The sequence below is a fragment of the Saccharothrix sp. NRRL B-16314 genome (assembly GCF_000716595.1).
Classification (GTDB): Bacteria; Actinomycetota; Actinomycetes; order Mycobacteriales; family Pseudonocardiaceae; genus Actinosynnema.
The window spans coordinates 1-319 of sequence record NZ_JNXC01000217.1 but is presented as its reverse complement, the minus strand read 5'-3'; the positions used below and the strand labels follow the sequence as shown (position 1 = coordinate 319).

1 protein-coding gene is annotated in these 319 nt (G+C 72.1%); it reads right to left on the bottom strand.

Going from position 1 to position 319, the window contains the following annotated elements:
* The coding region (locus OQ02_RS39715) for a hypothetical protein (RefSeq protein WP_033443848.1) at nucleotides 1-304 on the bottom strand (304 nt) is incomplete at its 3' end.
* Nucleotides 305-319: the final 15 nt, after the last annotated feature.

Sequence of the window (319 nt, the reverse complement as noted above, 5' to 3'; positions counted from 1 at the left end):
CGCCGTCCGGGCCGACCGCGATGGCCTCCATGTCGCGGGGCGTGCCGACGCCCTGCATGGTCAGGGTCGCCACCGTCTTTCCCGTACGGGAGTCGATGCCGTAGATCAGGGGGGCGTCCTGGTCGTTGTGCGTCCAGTAGATCCCCGGGTGGGCCCGGCTGGCGGCGAGGCCGCTGGACTCGGTGACGCGGGAGTCCTCGATGGTGAAGTCGCGGTCGGGTTCCTGCCCTTCGGCACGGGCATGGCCGGCCGGGAGCAGCACCAGGGCGGCGGCCGCGCCGAGGGCGCACAGAGCAGATCGCATGGATCAAGCGTGCCA